The sequence below is a fragment of the Pseudomonas sp. NPDC089534 genome (genome assembly GCF_044749305.1).
Classification (GTDB): Bacteria; Pseudomonadota; Gammaproteobacteria; order Pseudomonadales; family Pseudomonadaceae; genus Aquipseudomonas; species Aquipseudomonas ekonensis.
Window position 1 is genome coordinate 1 of sequence record NZ_JBIVHR010000084.1, and the last position, 14,069, is coordinate 14,069.

At 65.4% G+C, this 14,069-nt stretch carries 13 protein-coding genes; 8 read left to right on the forward strand and 5 right to left on the reverse strand.

Annotated elements, in window-relative coordinates; all coding sequences use genetic code 11:
* Window positions 1-117: 117 nt before the first annotated feature.
* The 6 genes from gatC to ACIP0B_RS21990 all read left to right on the forward strand — a co-directional run bounded on the left by gatC (window position 118) and on the right by ACIP0B_RS21990 (window position 5,386).
* Window positions 118-405 carry an Asp-tRNA(Asn)/Glu-tRNA(Gln) amidotransferase subunit GatC gene (gene gatC / locus ACIP0B_RS21965; RefSeq protein WP_020297123.1) on the forward strand — a complete coding sequence of 96 codons (288 nt, stop codon included), beginning with the start codon at window positions 118-120 and terminating at the stop codon, window positions 403-405.
* Window positions 406-421: 16 nt separating this feature from the next.
* Window positions 422-1,873, forward strand: a complete 1,452-nt coding sequence (gene gatA, locus ACIP0B_RS21970) for an Asp-tRNA(Asn)/Glu-tRNA(Gln) amidotransferase subunit GatA (protein ID WP_400835963.1) — start codon at window positions 422-424, stop codon at window positions 1,871-1,873.
* 10 nt (window positions 1,874-1,883) lie between these two features.
* The gene (gene gatB / locus ACIP0B_RS21975) at window positions 1,884-3,329 is read left to right on the forward strand and encodes an Asp-tRNA(Asn)/Glu-tRNA(Gln) amidotransferase subunit GatB (protein ID WP_400835965.1); all 1,446 of its coding nucleotides are present in this window, start codon (window positions 1,884-1,886) and stop codon (window positions 3,327-3,329) included.
* 197 nt (window positions 3,330-3,526) lie between these two features.
* On the forward strand, window positions 3,527-3,901 hold the full coding sequence (locus tag ACIP0B_RS21980) for a septal ring lytic transglycosylase RlpA family protein (protein WP_400835967.1): 375 nt from the start codon (window positions 3,527-3,529) through the stop codon (window positions 3,899-3,901).
* Window positions 3,902-3,947: 46 nt separating this feature from the next.
* A complete protein-coding gene (locus ACIP0B_RS21985) occupies window positions 3,948-5,009 on the forward strand; it encodes a calcium/sodium antiporter (RefSeq protein ID WP_400835969.1) in 1,062 nt (353 codons plus the stop codon).
* Window positions 5,006-5,386, forward strand: a complete 381-nt coding sequence (locus ACIP0B_RS21990) for a carboxymuconolactone decarboxylase family protein (protein ID WP_400835971.1) — start codon at window positions 5,006-5,008, stop codon at window positions 5,384-5,386. Before ACIP0B_RS21985 ends, ACIP0B_RS21990 begins: the two co-directional genes overlap by 4 nt.
* Window positions 5,387-5,432: 46 nt before the next feature.
* Here ACIP0B_RS21990 and ACIP0B_RS21995 read toward each other — a convergent pair whose 3' ends face one another.
* The 5 genes from ACIP0B_RS21995 to kdgD form a co-directional block, all read right to left on the reverse strand.
* Window positions 5,433-6,374, reverse strand: a complete 942-nt coding sequence (locus ACIP0B_RS21995; RefSeq protein WP_400835973.1) for an AEC family transporter — start codon at window positions 6,372-6,374, stop codon at window positions 5,433-5,435.
* A gap of 201 nt (window positions 6,375-6,575) precedes the next feature.
* Window positions 6,576-8,129 (reverse strand): galactarate dehydratase, encoded by a 1,554-nt coding sequence (gene garD, locus ACIP0B_RS22000; RefSeq protein ID WP_400835975.1) that lies wholly within the window; start codon window positions 8,127-8,129, stop codon window positions 6,576-6,578.
* A gap of 11 nt (window positions 8,130-8,140) precedes the next feature.
* Complete coding sequence (locus tag ACIP0B_RS22005) at window positions 8,141-9,505, reverse strand: MFS transporter (RefSeq protein WP_085578548.1); 1,365 nt, start codon at window positions 9,503-9,505, stop codon at window positions 8,141-8,143.
* Between the two features lie 100 nt (window positions 9,506-9,605).
* On the reverse strand, window positions 9,606-11,045 hold the full coding sequence (locus ACIP0B_RS22010; protein WP_085631720.1) for an aldehyde dehydrogenase family protein: 1,440 nt from the start codon (window positions 11,043-11,045) through the stop codon (window positions 9,606-9,608).
* 62 nt (window positions 11,046-11,107) lie between these two features.
* Window positions 11,108-12,019, reverse strand: coding sequence for a 5-dehydro-4-deoxyglucarate dehydratase (gene kdgD, locus ACIP0B_RS22015; protein ID WP_400835978.1), 912 nt, complete (start codon window positions 12,017-12,019; stop codon window positions 11,108-11,110).
* Between the two features lie 234 nt (window positions 12,020-12,253).
* On the opposite strand from kdgD, the gene ACIP0B_RS22020 reads away from it, so the two are divergent.
* Both ACIP0B_RS22020 and ACIP0B_RS22025 read left to right on the forward strand, forming a co-directional pair.
* Window positions 12,254-13,558, forward strand: a complete 1,305-nt coding sequence (locus ACIP0B_RS22020) for a phospholipase (RefSeq protein WP_400835980.1) — start codon at window positions 12,254-12,256, stop codon at window positions 13,556-13,558.
* A gap of 11 nt (window positions 13,559-13,569) precedes the next feature.
* Window positions 13,570-13,761, forward strand: coding sequence for a hypothetical protein (locus tag ACIP0B_RS22025; RefSeq protein WP_400835982.1), 192 nt, complete (start codon window positions 13,570-13,572; stop codon window positions 13,759-13,761).
* The last annotated feature ends 308 nt before the right edge of the window (window positions 13,762-14,069 follow it).

Sequence of the window (14,069 nt, forward strand, 5' to 3'; positions counted from 1 at the left end):
CCGCGATTGTGGGGCTTGGTGCGCAGAAAAGCGGCCTTATGACCGTAGAAGTGCGGTAGTGTTCCGACAATCTAACACACGGACGCCGTCCGTCCTGTTTTCCACTGGAGAATCCCGATGGCGCTAGAACGCTCCGACGTGGAAAAAATCGCTCATCTGGCCTGCCTGGGCCTCAATGAAGCCGATCTTCCGCACATCACCTCGGCCCTCAACAGCATCCTGGGGCTGGTCGACGAAATGCAGGCCGTGGACACCGACGGCATCGAGCCGCTGGCCCACCCGCTGGAAGCCAGCCAGCGCCTGCGCGCCGACGTCGTCACCGAAAGCAATCACCGCGAGGCCTATCAGTCCATCGCACCAGCGGTCGAAAACGGCCTGTACCTGGTTCCGAAAGTCATCGACTAAAGGGAAAGAGCCTGCAATGCATCACATGACTCTGGCCGAGATCGCCCGCGGTCTGGCCGACAAGAAGTTTTCCTCCGAAGAGCTGACCAAGGCCCTGCTGGCGCGCATCGCCCAGCTCGACCCTCAGATCAACAGTTTCATCAGCCTCACCGAAGAGCTGGCCCTCGGCCAGGCGAAAGCCGCCGACGCCCGCCGCGCCAACGGTGAGAACGGTGCCCTGCTCGGCGCGCCGATCGCCCACAAGGACCTGTTCTGCACCCAGGGCATCCGCACCAGCTGCGGCTCGAAGATGCTCGACAACTTCAAGGCCCCCTACGACGCCACCGTGGTCGCCAAGCTGGCCGCCGCCGGCACCGTGACCCTGGGCAAGACCAACATGGACGAATTCGCCATGGGTTCGGCCAACGAGTCGAGCTGGTACGGCGCGGTGAAGAACCCGTGGAACCTGGAACACGTGCCGGGCGGTTCGTCCGGCGGTTCCGCCGCTGCCGTGGCCGCACGCCTGCTGCCGGCCGCCACCGCCACCGACACCGGCGGCTCGATCCGCCAGCCGGCCGCGTTCACCAACCTCACCGGCCTGAAGCCGACCTACGGCCGCGTCTCCCGCTGGGGCATGATCGCCTACGCGTCGAGCCTCGACCAGGGCGGCCCGCTGGCACGCACCGCCGAAGACTGCGCGATCCTGCTGCAGGGCATGGCCGGGTTCGACCCGAACGACTCCACCAGCATCGACGAGCCGGTGCCGGACTACACCGCCGGCCTCAACGGCTCGCTGCAGGGCCTGCGCATCGGCGTGCCGAAGGAATACTTCGGCGCCGGCCTCGACCCGCGCATCGCCGAACGGGTCCAGGACAGCATCCAGCAGTTGCAGAAGCTCGGTGCCGTGATCAAGGAAATCAGCCTGCCGAACATGCAGCACGCGATTCCGGCGTACTACGTGATCGCCCCGGCCGAAGCCTCCTCCAACCTGTCGCGTTTCGACGGCGTGCGCTTCGGCCACCGCTGCGAAGCCCCGAAGAACCTGGAAGACCTGTACAAGCGCTCCCGCGGCGAAGGCTTCGGCGCGGAAGTGCAGCGCCGGATCATGGTCGGCGCCTACGCGCTGTCCGCCGGCTACTACGACGCCTACTACCTGAAGGCGCAGAAGATCCGCCGCCTGGTGAAGAACGATTTCATGGCCGCGTTCAATGAGGTCGACATCATCCTCGGCCCGACCACGCCGAACCCGGCCTGGAAGCTCGGCGCCAAGAACAGCGACCCGGTCGCCGCGTACCTGGAAGACGTCTACACCATCACCGCCAACCTCGCGGGCCTGCCGGGCCTGTCGATGCCGGCCGGTTTCGTCGACGGCCTGCCGGTCGGCGTGCAACTGCTCGCTCCGTACTTCCAGGAAGGTCGCCTGTTGAACGTCGCCCACCAGTATCAGCTCAACACTGACTGGCACACCCGCACCCCAACCGGCTTCTGAGGAGACGCACATGCAATGGGAAGTCGTGATCGGGCTGGAGATTCACACCCAGCTCACCACCCGGTCGAAAATCTTTTCCGGTAGTTCCACCACCTTCGGTTCCGAGCCGAACACCCAGGCCAGCCTGATCGACCTGGGCATGCCCGGCGTGCTGCCGGTGCTCAACCAGGAAGCCGTGCGCATGGCCGTAATGTTCGGCCAGGCGATCGACGCCGAGATCGGCCAGCACAACGTGTTCGCCCGCAAGAACTACTTCTATCCGGACCTGCCCAAGGGCTACCAGATCAGCCAGATGGAATTGCCGATCGTCGGCAAGGGCCACCTGGACATCGCCCTGGAGGACGGCACGGTCAAGCGCGTCGGCATCACCCGCGCCCACCTTGAGGAAGACGCCGGCAAGAGCCTGCACGAGGAGTTCGGCGGCGCCACCGGCATCGACCTGAACCGCGCCGGCACGCCGCTGCTGGAGATCGTCTCCGAGCCGGACATGCGCAGCGCCAAGGAAGCCGTGGCCTACGTCAAGGCGATCCACGCGCTGGTGCGCTACCTGGGCATCTGCGACGGCAACATGGCCGAAGGCTCGCTGCGCTGCGACTGCAACGTGTCGATCCGCCCCAAAGGCCAGGCCGAGTTCGGCTCCCGCTGCGAGATCAAGAACGTCAACTCGTTCCGCTTCATCGAGAAGGCGATCAACTCCGAGATCCAGCGCCAGATCGACCTGATCGAAGACGGCGGCAAAGTGATCCAGCAGACCCGCCTGTACGATCCGAACAAGGACGAGACCCGTCCGATGCGCAGCAAGGAGGAAGCCAACGACTACCGTTACTTCCCCGATCCGGACCTGCTGCCGGTGGTCATCGAACAGGCTTACCTGGACGAGGTGCGCGCCACCCTGCCGGAACTGCCGCCACAGAAGCGCGAGCGCTTCCAGAGCCAGTTCGGCCTGTCGGCCTACGACGCCAACGTGCTGGCCACCAGCCGCGAGCAGGCGGATTACTTCGAACAGGTCGCGGGCATCAGCGGCGACGCCAAGCTGGCGGCGAACTGGGTGATGGTCGAACTGGGCAGCCTGCTCAACAAGCAGGGCCTGGACATCGAGCAGTCGCCGGTCTCGGCCGAACTGCTGGGCGGCATGCTGCAGCGCATCAAGGACAACACCATCTCCGGCAAGATCGCCAAGGTGGTGTTCGAGGCGATGGCCAACGGTGAAGGCAGCGCGGACGAGATCATCGACAAGCGCGGCCTCAAACAAGTGACCGACACCGGCGCGATCTCCGCGGTGCTGGACGAAATGCTCGCCGCCAACGCCGAGCAGGTCGAGCAGTACCGCGCGGCGGACGAAGCCAAGCGCGGCAAGATGTTCGGCTTCTTCGTCGGCCAGGCCATGAAGGCGTCCAAGGGCAAGGCCAACCCGCAGCAAGTGAACGAACTGCTCAAAAGCAAGCTCGAAGGCTGATGAAAATGGAGCCAGCATTTGTTACTGGCTCTGATCCCCTGTGGCGAGGGAGCTTGCTCCCGCGGGTCTGCGCAGCGGGCCCAAATCGGACAATGCATTCTTTCAGTATGTATGCGTTTGCCGGTTTGCGACCGCTTCGCGGCCGGCGGGACGTTTCGACAAGCTCCCTCGCCACAATCAGTTTTGAGTACCTTCGAATGAAGCGTCTGTTCATCAGTTGCGCCCTGCTTTCCCTGCTGGCCGGCTGCGCCAGCACCGACACCATCGACCCGCACGGTTACGACCAGACCGGTGTCGCCTCCTATTACGGCGCCAAGCACCACGGCAAACGCACCGCCAGCGGTGAGCCGTTCAACCAGAATGCCTTGACCGCCGCCCACCGCCAGTTGCCGTTCGGCACGCGGGTGAAGGTCACCAACCTGAAAAACGACAGATCCTGCGTCGTGCGCATCAACGACCGCGGCCCGCACACCCGCGGGCGCCTGATCGACCTCTCGCGCGAAGCCGCGCAGCGCCTGGGCATGATCGGCAGCGGCACCGCCCGGGTACGGGTGCAGGCCCTCGACGACTGATGGAGCGCCGACCATTTTCGCCTTAGCCGAGCTGCCCCTGATCAGCGTGATCGAACTGCTCAGCGGACTGATCCTGCTGATCGCCGGCGCCGAACTGATGGTGCGCGCCGCCGTCCGCCTGGCCACGCGACTGCACGTGCGCCCGCTGATCATCGGCCTGACCCTCGTCGCCCTCGGCAGCAGCGCTCCGCAGATGGCGGTCAGCCTGCAGGCCGCGCTGACGCACAACCCCGACATCGCCGTCGGCAGCGTGGTCGGCGCCAGCATCTTCAACATCCTCGTCACCCTGGGCCTGTCGGCGCTGATCATCCCGCTGCGGGTATCGCGGCAACTGGTGCGCCTGGACATTCCGCTGATGATCGGCGCCAGCCTGCTGGTGTTCGCGCTGGCCTGGAACAAAGAGCTGGGGCACATCGACGGCCTCGTGCTGCTGGGCGCCCTGGCGCTGTACCTCGGCCTGCTCAAGCGCCAGTCGCGGCACTCGGCGCGCCCGCATGCCGAACACCCGCGCGATCCCCAGGCGTCATGGCCGGTGAGCGTGCTGATGATCATCGGCGGCCTGGCCATGCTGGTGTTCGCCGGGCACCTGCTGCTGGGCGCCGCCGTGGCGGTGGCCACCGACCTGGGTTTCTCCGAGCGGATCATCGGCCTGACCGTGGTGGCGGTCGGCACTTCGCTGCCGGAACTCGCCACCTCACTGATCGCCGCCCTGCGCGGGCAGCGCGACATCGCCGTGGGCAACGTGATCGGCGCCAATCTGTTCAACCTGCTCGGCGTGCTGGGCTTCACCGCGCTGGTGTCGCCGACGCCGCTGTCGGTCTCGCCCAATGCGCTGGACTTCGACCTGCCGGTGATGCTCGGCGTCGCCGTGCTGTGCCTGCCGGTGTTCTATTCCGGCTACCGGGTGACCCGCGCCGAAGGCCTGTTGCTGCTGGGTCTCTACCTGGCCTACGGGCTGCACCTACTGTCGTTCACCACCGGCATGCCGTTGGCGGGCAAGCTGGAGCGGTTGATGCTGTTTTATGTGCTGCCGACGCTGCTGGCGTTCCTGTTTTTCACGTCCGTGCGCGCCTGGCGCCGCCAACACCACAAGAGGGATGTGCCATGACCGATTCGAAGAAGACCGGGGTAGAGATCCGCCGCCAGGTGATGGGCGATGCGTTCGTCGACCGCGCCCTGGGCAACGCCACCGAGTTCACCCAGCCGCTGCAGGACTTCGTCAACGAACACGCCTGGGGCGGCGTGTGGAACCGCGAAGGCCTGCCGCTCAAGACCCGCAGCCTGATCACCCTCGCGGCGCTGACGGCATTGAAGTGCCCGCAGGAGCTGAAGGGCCACGTGCGCGGCGCGCTGAACAACGGCTGCACCGTGGAGGAGATCCGCGAGGCGCTGCTGCACTGCGCGGTGTATGCCGGCGTGCCGGCGGCGATCGATGCGTTCCGGGCGGCGCAGGAAGTGATCGACGCTTACCAGAAACCTGAGTGAGTTTCCCGGCGCCTGATCGGGCGCCATCGCCCCCCCAAACCGCAGGTCAGATCCACCCGCCCCACTGCAAAACGAAAATGCCAATGTTGGTGGTCACCGCCGCCATCAGCGTGGTCATGACGATGATCGCCGCCGCCAACTCGTGGTTGCCCTGCGCCGCACGGGCCATGACGAAACTGGCCGCGGCGGTCGGGCTGCCGAAGTACAGGAACAGAATCCCCAGCTCCGCCCCGCGGAATCCCCACAGCCAGGCGCCTAGCGTCGCCAGCACCGGCAGGCCGACCATCTTCACCAGGCTGGAACTGAGCGCCATGTTGCCGCTCTTGCGCAGCGCCGCCAGCGACAGTGTGCCGCCGATGCAGATCAGCGCCAGCGGCAGCGTGGTCTGCGCCAGGTACTGGCCGGAGGTCTCCAGCCAGCCGGGCAAGGCAATCTTGAAGTAGGCGAACGGCGCCGCCGCGATCACGCTGATGATCAGCGGGTTGCTGACCACGCTTTTGCAGATGCTCCACGGGTCGGACTTGATCACCGGGCTGTACACCGCCAGCACGATGGTCGAGAGGGTGTTGTAGAACAGGATCACCAGCGCCGCGAGGATCGCCCCGAGGGAGATCCCGTAGTCGCCGTACATGCTCGCCGCCAGCGCGAGGCCGATCACCCCGTTGTTGCCGCGGAACGCGCCTTGGGTATAAATGCCGCGGTCCTCGCGCGGGCACCTGAAGATCGCCCAGCCCCAGGCCGCCGCGAAGCTGGCCAGCGTGGCGATGGCGAAGTAGATCAGCAGCGCCGGTTGCAGGGCGGCGTGCAGGTCGGCATGGAGGATGCCCAGAAACAGCAGCGCCGGCATGGTGACGTTGAACACCAGGGCCGACGCGGTGTGGATGAAGTTGTCGTTGATCCAGTCGATGCGCTTGAGCAGCACACCCAGAAACAGCATGGCAAACACCGGCGCGGTGATGTTCAGGGTTTCGAGGAAGATGGCCAGCATGCCGGGGAACCTTGGATGGGTGTCGTTAGGGGGCTAATGATAAGCCACAAGTCCTCCGGCGTCTGTTGCGGCGAGGATCCTGTGGCGAGGGCGCTTGCTCACGCTGGGGCGCGAAGCGGCCCTTCTGTCTCGCCATCAGAAGGGGCCTGCTGCGCAGTCCAGCGGGAGCAAGCTCCCTCGCCACAAGTGCCCTGCACCCGATCAGGTGATCGGCGCCGGATTGAACAGGGTGATGTCGTTGTGCAGCTTGTGTTTCTCCGCCCAGGTCTGCTGCTTGCCGCTCGCCACATCCAGGTAGTAACGGAACAGCTCCCAGCCCAGTTCCTCGATGGACGCGCGCCCGGTGGCGATCCGCCCGGCGTCGATGTCGATCAGGTCCGGCCAGCGCTGCGCCAGCTCGGTGCGGGTCGAGACCTTCACCACCGGCGCCATGGCCAGCCCGTACGGCGTGCCGCGGCCGGTGGTGAACACATGCAGGTTCATCCCCGCCGCCAGCTGCAGCGTGCCGCAGACGAAGTCGCTGGCCGGGGTCGCGCAGAAGATCAGCCCCTTGTGCTTGAACCGCTCGCCGGGACCGAGCACGCCGCTGATGGCGCTGCTGCCGGACTTGACGATGGAGCCCAGGGACTTCTCGACGATGTTCGACAACCCGCCCTTCTTGTTGCCCGGCGTGGTGTTGGCGCTGCGATCCGCCTCGCCCTTGGCCAGGTAGCGGTCGTACCAGTCCATCTCGCGCACCAGTTCCTCGGCGACGGTCTTGGTCTGCGCCCGGGAGGTGAGCAGGTAGATCGCGTCGCGCACTTCGGTGACTTCGGAGAACATCACCGTCGCCCCGGCCCGCAGCAGCAAGTCCGAAGCGTACCCCAGCGCCGGGTTGGCGGTGATGCCGGAAAACGCATCGCTGCCGCCGCACTGCATGCCGAGGATCAGTTCCGACGCCGGCACGGTTTCCCGGCGGCGCTGGTCGAGTTTCTTCAGCCGGGTCTCGGCCAGTTCCATGATCTGCTCGACCATTTCGGTGAAGCCGTGGCTGGCGTCCTGCAAGCGGTACAGCCATGGCTCGCTCAGGTCCACCGAGGCGTCGTCCTCGTGCATCACCTGCCCGGCCTGCAATTTCTCGCAGCCCAGGCTGATCACCAGCGCTTCGCCGCCCAGGTTCGGGTTGCGCGCCAGGTTGCGCACGGTGCGGATCGGGATGTACGCGTCCGTGGCGGTGATGGCCACGCCGCAGCCATAACTGTGAGTCAGCGCCACCACGTCATCGACGTGGGGGTACTTGGGCAGCAGTTCCTCTTTGATCTTCTTGACCGCGTGATCCAGCACCCCGGTGACGCACTGCACCGTGGTGGTGATGCCGAGGATGTTGCGCGTGCCGACGGTGCCGTCGGCGTTGCGGTAGCCCTCGAAGGTGTAGCCTTCCAGCGGCGCCTGGGCCTGCGGCACGTCGGTGGACAGCGGCAGGCTGTCCAGCGGCGGCGCGGTCGGCATGCGCAGTTGATCTTCCTTGACCCAACTGCCGCGGGAGATCGGCTGCAAGGCGTAGCCGATGATCTGACCGTAACGAATCACCTGACCGCCCTCGGGAATGTCCTCCAAGGCGACCTTGTGGCTCTGCGGCACGAAATCCACCGTCACCAGCCCATCGGCGAATTCGGTGCCGGCCGGAACGCCCTGGTCGTTGACCACGACCACGACGTTGTCACGCTCGTGCAGGCGGATGTAGCGCGGCGAGTCGGAATGTTCAATCAACTGCATGGCGCCGCTCCTCAGGAATGCGCTTGGGACAATTTGCCGGTGGCTTCGGATCCGCCGTTGGTCGGCGGCTCCTTGAGCACCACACGCTTGATCGGGCCGACGATCACCAGGTAGCTGAACACCGCGACCAGTGCGTTGGCGCCGACGAACACCAGCGCCCACTTGAACGAGCCGGTGGAGCTGATGATGTAGCCGATGACGATCGGCGTGGTGATCGAGGCGATGTTGCCGAAGGTGTTGAACAGGCCGCCGCTCAGGCCGGCGATCTGCTTGGGCGAAGTGTCGGAGACCACCGCCCAGCCCAGCGCGCCGACGCCCTTGCCGAAGAACGCCAGGGCCATGAAGCCGACCACCATCCATTCCACCTCGACGTAGTTGCAGGCCACGATGCTGCTGGACACCAGCAGGCCGGCGATGATCGGCGCCTTGCGGGCGAAGGTCAGCGAATGGCCCTTGCGCAGCAGCCAGTCGGAAATCACCCCGCCGAGCACGCCGCCGATGAAGCCGCAGATCGCCGGCAACGAGGCGATGAAACCGGCCTTGAGGATGGTCATGCCGCGTTCCTGCACCAGGTACACCGGGAACCAGGTCAGGAAGAAGTAGGTGATGCCGTTGATGCAGTACTGGCCCAGGTACACGCCGAGCATCATGCGGTTGGTCAGCAACTGGCGGATGTAGTCCCATTTCGGGCCGTCGGCCCGCTTGCCCTGCTTCTGGTCCATGTCGACCATGCCGCCGTTGTCGGCGATGAACTTCACTTCCGCCTCGTTGGCCATCGGGTGCTGGCGCGGGCTGTGGATGATTTTCAGCCAGACCAGCGAGAACGCGATGCCCAGGATGCCCATGACGATGAACACATGCTCCCAGCCGAAGGTGAACACGATCCAGCCCATCAGCGGCGCGAACAGCACGGTGGCGAAGTACTGCGCCGAGTTGAAGATCGCCGACGCGGTGCCGCGCTCGGCCGTCGGGAACCACGCCGCGACGATGCGCGCGTTGCCGGGGAACGACGGCGCCTCGGCCAGCCCCACCAGAAAACGCAGCATGAACAGCGCCACCACAGCGGTGGACAGGCCGAACTCACCGACGAAGCCCTGCAGCACGGTGAACAGCGACCAGGTGAAGATGCTCAAGGCATAGACTTTTTTCGAGCCGAAGCGGTCGAGCAGCCAGCCGCCGGGAATCTGGCCGGCCACATAGGCCCAGCCGAACGCGGAGAAGATGTAGCCGAGGGTGACCGCGTCGATGCCCAGATCCTTTTGCAGGCTGGAACCGGCGATCGCGATGGTGGCCCGGTCGGCGTAGTTGATCGTGGTCACCAGAAACAGCATGAGCAGGATCAGATAGCGGACGTGAGTCGGCTTGGAGGATTGCATGCAGATGTACTCCCACTGATTGTTTTTATGCGCGGGTGAATCTTTTCTTGGGTCTGTCCTGTGGGAGCCGGCAGGCCGGCTCCCACAGGTATCGCAGTGGTCAGGAACCGATGTAGCTGGTCTTCACGACCGTGTAGAACTCTTGCGCGTAACGGCCTTGCTCACGTGAGCCATAGGATGAACCCTTACGGCCCCCGAACGGAACGTGGTAGTCCACGCCGGCGGTCGGCAGGTTGACCATCACCATCCCGGCCTGGGAATGGCGCTTGAAGTGGTTGGCGTACTTGAGCGAGGTGGTGGCGATGCCCGCCGAGAGGCCGAACTCGGTGTCGTTGGCCATGGCCAGCGCCGCCTCGTAGTCGGCCACGCGGACGACGTTGGCCACCGGGCCGAAGATCTCCTCGCGGCTGACGCGCATCGACGCGTCGCTGTCGGCGAACAGCGTCGGCGCCAGGAAGTAGCCTTCGGTGTCGCAGGTCACCAGGCCGCCGCCGCTGACCAGGCGCGCGCCTTCGGACTGGCCGATGTCGATGTATTTCAGATCCTGCTCGAGCTGGGCCTGGGACACCACGGGACCTATGTCGGTGCCGGTCTTCAGCGCATGGCCGACCTTGATCGACTTCATGCGTTCGGCCATTGCCTCGACGAACTTGTCGTGGATGCCCTCGGTGACGATCAGGCGGCTGGAGGCCGTGCAGCGTTGGCCGGTGGAGTAGAACGCGCTCTGCACCGACAGCTCGACCGCCTGCTTGAGGTCGGCGTCGTCGAGGATGATCTGCGGGTTCTTGCCGCCCATCTCCAACTGCACCTTGGCTTGGCGCGACACGCAGTTGACCGCGATCTGGCGGCCCACGCCCACGGAACCGGTGAAGCTGATGCCGTCGACCTTCGGGCTGTTGACCAGCGCTTCGCCGACGACGCGGCCGCTGCCCATCACCAGGTTGAACACCCCGGCCGGGAAACCGGCGCGGGAGATGATTTCGGCCAGGGCCCAGGCGCAGCCCGGCACCAGATCGGCCGGCTTGAGCACCACGCAGTTGCCGTAGGCCAGGGCCGGGGCGATCTTCCAGGCCGGGATGGCGATCGGGAAGTTCCACGGGGTGATCAGGCCGACCACGCCCAGGGCTTCGCGGGTGACTTCGACGTTGACGCCCGGACGCACCGACGGCACGTAGTCGCCGGACAGGCGCAGGCACTCGCCGGCGAAGAACTTGAAGATGTTGCCGGCGCGGCTGACTTCGCCGATGGCTTCGGGCAGGGTCTTGCCCTCTTCCCGGGCCAGCAGGATGCCCAGCTCTTCGCGGCGGGCGAGGATCTCGCTGCCGACCTTGTCCAGCGCATCGTGGCGGGCCTGGATGCCCGAGACCGACCAGGCCGGGAACGCGGCGCGGGCCGCGTCGATGGCGGCGTGGACCTGGGTCACGTCAGCCTTCGCGTAATCGCCGATGGCGTCGCTCAGTTCGGACGGGTTGATGTTGACCGAGTAGTCGGTGCCGGCGACCCACTCGCCGTTGATGTAGTTGTCGTAGCGCTTTGTCACGAGTCGTTCTCCTCACGCAAAAGGCCGCTGATCGCTCAGCGGCCCCGATTCAGTCGCGGATGTTATTGCACACCTTGCTTGTCGATCAGCGCGGCGAGCATTTCGTACTCTTCGCCGGTCAGGTCGGTCAGCGGCGCGCGCACGGGACCTGCGTCGTAGCCGGCGATCCTGGCGCCGGCCTTGACGATGCTCACGGCGTAGCCGGCCTTGCGGTTGCGGATGTCCAGGTACGGCAAGAAGAAATCGTCGATGAGCTTGCCGACGGTGGCGTGGTCCTCACGGGCGATGGCGTGGTAGAAGTCCATCGCGGTCTTGGGGATGAAGTTGAACACCGCCGACGAGTAGACCGGCACGCCCAGCGCCTTGTAGGCCGCGGCATAGACTTCGGCGGTCGGCAGGCCGCCCAGGTAGCTGAAGCGGTCGCCGAGGCGGCGGCGGATCGACACCATCAGTTCGATGTCGCCCAGGCCGTCCTTGTAGCCGATCAGGTTCGGGCAGCGTTCGGCCAGGCGTTCCAGCAGCGGCGCATTCAGGCGGCAGACGTTGCGGTTGTAGACCACCACGCCGATGTTCACCGACTTGCACACGGCCTCGACGTGGGCGGCGACGCCGTCCTGGCTGGCTTCGGTCAGGTAGTGCGGCAGCAGCAGCAAGCCCTTGGCGCCCAGGCGCTCGGCCTCTTGCGCGTATTCGATGGCCTGGCGGGTCGAGCCGCCGACGCCGGCCAGGATCGGCACGCTGCTTGAGCAGGTGTCGACGGCGGTCTTGATGATTTCCGAGTATTCGCTGGCGGCCAGGGAGAAGAACTCACCGGTGCCGCCGGCGGCGAACAGGGCCGAAGCGCCATACGGGGCCAGCCATTCCAGGCGTTTGATGTAGCCCGCGCGGTTGAAATCGCCCTGGGCGTTGAAATCGGTGACCGGGAACGACAGCAGGCCGGCGGAGAGGATGGACTTCAGTTCTTGTGGATTCATTGTTCGAACACCCTGTAGCAACGTTTTTTGTGAGTGGACTGTTCAGCCTTGGCCGAAGTTGTAGGTCATCGTACAACTTAAAAGACAACCGTCAACTGCATTTCATCGCTGCGGGGCATTTTTTGTCGGACAAGATCGTTTCTTGACGTGGGAGGTTTCTCGACTAGGCTCGATTTAGCTGTATATCCATACAGCTAAATAAGAATCTACCGACGACATATCAAGGAGAAAGAAATGTCCGGACTCACACCGAAACCCCAGGAAAGGCCCGCTCCGACCGTCGCCCGTCTCGACGACCTGTTCACCGAACACGGCATCGCCTTCAACCCTGACGCGCCGCACCTGCTGCTGCACATCGCCGATGCCCACAGCGACGTCGCAGCGTCCCCCGCCCGTGCGCAAAAGGCCCTCAAAGGCAAGCCACCGCTGAGGTTCGAAGGCGCCGAGCACACCGCCATCGGCGACAACACCCGGTTGCGCTTCACGGAAAACAGCGAGCCGGTGCCCGCCCACAGCGTGCCGCTGCACCTGCCCAACGGCCTGGCCCTCACCTACGGCCAGGTGATCTCGCTGGGCGGCGACTTCTACGGCGTGGCGGATCGCCCGATCAATGAAGGCACCAGCGCGGCGGAACGTCAGCAGCGCTTCAGCGCCGCATTCGACACCCTCGCCGCGACCCCGGCGTCCCGGGCCGAGGCCGCACAGATCCTGGCGGTGATGCAGAAAGAAATCGACGCCGTCAAACAGGCGATCAAGGACGGCAAACCGCCCCACGAAGCCTACGACGCGTTAGGAGATACGTTGTCGGAAGAGTGGAACAAGATCACCGGCGGCGGCAGCTTCATTTCGGCGCTGATTCCGCTGGGACGCTACCTGAAACTGGCGGCGAACAACGCCGACCACTTCGCCGAATGGGCCAGGGCCGCCTACATCGCCGGGCACACCGTCGCGTTGCAGACCGCTGCGGCGGCGCACGCCGGCCAGGATGAGCGCCAGCTGGAACGGGCCTACGCCATGAACGCGTTCGCCGACCATTACCTCACCGACCTGTTCTCCGCCGGCCACCTGCGGGTGCCGCGCAAGGCCATGGCCGCAGTGGTGACGCCGAGCGACCTGGGCTCGCTGGTCAGCCGCTTCATGCACGACGAGGACAGCCGGTTCGGCCTCAAGGTGCGCAACGGCCGCGGCGAGCAATGGCGCGCCTTCGGCGACAAGCGCTACTTCGAGGCCGCCGACAACGACAACCGGCAGCAGGTCAACCAGGCGGTGCAGGCGTCGGCGGACGAGGTCTTCGCCGCCTACGCCAGCGGCAGCGTGCCGGCCGCCTCCGGTTTCGCTGCGCTGCAACGGCTCCCCGACCTGACGGCGGTGCTGGACCTGAAGAACAACTTCTCGCCGCTGTTCCGCCTGGAGAACGGCAAGGTGCTGCGGCGCAAGGACGTGAACAACCTCAACGACACCGCCACCGTCGACGACTGGTGGGGCTGGAGCACTTATCTGCTGCTCAAGAACTATCAACCGACCGGCAACACGAATTGAGGAACGCTGCGATGACGATCAGATTGAAACTGGAACTGGCTTCGGGCCAACCGCTGCAAGGGGCGCCGCTGGAGCTGCTGGCCGATGGACGGCCGGTGGCCCGGGGGGTTGTGGATAAACAGGGCTATGCGGTGTTCGAGGCGGGGCCTGTGAAAGGCGCGTTGGCGGTCCGGGTGGACCGTTCGATCCTGCCGGCAAGCTGATGCCTTTGCGCTGAAGGCACCGGCCTCTCGCGAGCAGGCTCGCTCCCACAGAGGTCGGTGTGCAACCAAGAACTGTGGGAGCCAGCCTGCTGGCGACAGCGGTCGGTCTGGCACATCGAGGTCGGATGGGCCGCCGTCATCGCAAGCAAGCTTGCTCCCACAGGGTTCTGCAGTGACCACAGATTCTGCGTCCACCCAAGCTTCACTGTGGGAGCCAGCCTGCTGGCGACAGCGGTCGGTCTGGCACATTGAGGTCGGATGGGCCGCCGTCATCGCAAGCAAGCTTGCTCCCACAGGGTTCTGCAGTG

Coding starts and splice junctions, on each gene's coding strand:
- gatC (WP_020297123.1), top strand. CDS start 118: ATGGCGCTAGAACGCTCCGACGTGGAAAAAATCGCTCATCTGGCCTGC.
- gatA (WP_400835963.1), top strand. CDS start 422: ATGCATCACATGACTCTGGCCGAGATCGCCCGCGGTCTGGCCGACAAG.
- gatB (WP_400835965.1), top strand. CDS start 1,884: ATGCAATGGGAAGTCGTGATCGGGCTGGAGATTCACACCCAGCTCACC.
- ACIP0B_RS21980 (WP_400835967.1), top strand. CDS start 3,527: ATGAAGCGTCTGTTCATCAGTTGCGCCCTGCTTTCCCTGCTGGCCGGC.
- ACIP0B_RS21990 (WP_400835971.1), top strand. CDS start 5,006: ATGACCGATTCGAAGAAGACCGGGGTAGAGATCCGCCGCCAGGTGATG.
- ACIP0B_RS21995 (WP_400835973.1), bottom strand. CDS start 6,374: ATGCTGGCCATCTTCCTCGAAACCCTGAACATCACCGCGCCGGTGTTT.
- garD (WP_400835975.1), bottom strand. CDS start 8,129: ATGCAGTTGATTGAACATTCCGACTCGCCGCGCTACATCCGCCTGCAC.
- ACIP0B_RS22005 (WP_085578548.1), bottom strand. CDS start 9,505: ATGCAATCCTCCAAGCCGACTCACGTCCGCTATCTGATCCTGCTCATG.
- kdgD (WP_400835978.1), bottom strand. CDS start 12,019: ATGAATCCACAAGAACTGAAGTCCATCCTCTCCGCCGGCCTGCTGTCG.
- ACIP0B_RS22020 (WP_400835980.1), top strand. CDS start 12,254: ATGTCCGGACTCACACCGAAACCCCAGGAAAGGCCCGCTCCGACCGTC.
- ACIP0B_RS22025 (WP_400835982.1), top strand. CDS start 13,570: ATGACGATCAGATTGAAACTGGAACTGGCTTCGGGCCAACCGCTGCAA.